This window comes from Sinosporangium album (assembly GCF_900100605.1).
Classification (GTDB): domain Bacteria; phylum Actinomycetota; class Actinomycetes; order Streptosporangiales; family Streptosporangiaceae; genus Sinosporangium; species Sinosporangium album.
Map to the genome: position 1 here is coordinate 1 of NZ_FNCN01000098.1, position 1,041 is coordinate 1,041.

1 protein-coding gene and 1 pseudogene are annotated in these 1,041 nt (G+C 65.0%); one reads left to right on the forward strand and one right to left on the reverse strand.

What is annotated here, in order from left to right:
- Positions 1-277: hypothetical protein (locus tag BLQ73_RS33710; protein WP_218126111.1), on the reverse strand; the 277-nt coding region annotated here is incomplete at its 3' end.
- Here BLQ73_RS33710 and BLQ73_RS30790 point away from each other — a divergent pair.
- Positions 263-1,041: pseudogene (locus tag BLQ73_RS30790) on the forward strand (hypothetical protein); the annotation flags it as partial. The gene BLQ73_RS33710 and the pseudogene BLQ73_RS30790 overlap by 15 nt on opposite strands.

Consider the following 1,041-nt stretch of genomic DNA (forward strand, 5'->3'; position numbering starts at 1 on the left):
CGATCTTTCCAAGTGGGAGCGCGGCCTCGCTCGTCCCGGGTCGGAGACAATGCGCCGTCTGGACGACCTGTACGGCGCGGGCGACCGGCTTGCGGAGCTTTACTCCGTAGTTGCGGAAGTCGACCAATTGCGTACTCTGGGAAGAAAAGATAGTGATAAGGAGAATGCCACGGAACGCCGCCGCCTTCTGCAATTCGCTGCCGCAGGTCTCGGCTCCAGTGTCATCGGTCTCACCGGTGAACCGGTCCGCCAGCTCCTCGACATGGCCGTCCAGCAAGAGGAACGCGACCTGGACGATTGGGAGCTGACCTGCTCCGACCATCTGTATGCGATGCGCACCCGTCCCTCCGCCCAGGTCGCCATCGATCTTGTGGCCGACCTGTTCTTGCTGCACCGGCAGATGGACATCGCCCGTGCAGACGAAGTGCCCGAGCTCCAGCGCGTCGCCGCGGCGCTGTCCTCCATCCAGGCGAATGTGCTCACGCGCTTGGGCGAGCACGGCTCGGCGATCCGGTGGTGGCGTACGGCGCGTGCCGCGGCTGACGCCTCCGGAGAGCAGGCGACGCGTGTCCTGGTGCGCGATATGGAGGCCGGGAACGGCCTGTACGGGCAGCGCGACCTCCAGACGGTTCTGTGCCTTGTGGATTCCGCGGAACGGATCGCAGGTGGGCCCACCGTCGACTTGTTGAGCACGCGGGCGAAGGCACTGTCCCTGCTCGGCAGGCATGACGATGCCCACCGCATAGTGGCCGCGATGCACTCTCTTACGGATCAAGGCGTCACCGCCGATCGGTTCGGGTTCTGGAGTGCTAACCAAATCCACTTCACCGAGAGCTGGGTATACGCCGGGGCAGGCTATGAGGACCGGGCCGGTACGGCCCGGAATGAAGTACTCGCCAGGACACGTGACCACTGCCGCAGCACCAACGTCATGCTTCACCAGGCGCTGTGCATGGTGGCTCGGAACGGGATCGACGAGGGCATGCGTTACGCGGCCCAGGTAGTCGACTCGCTCGGCGGCTCCTACCTCAGCCACCACGT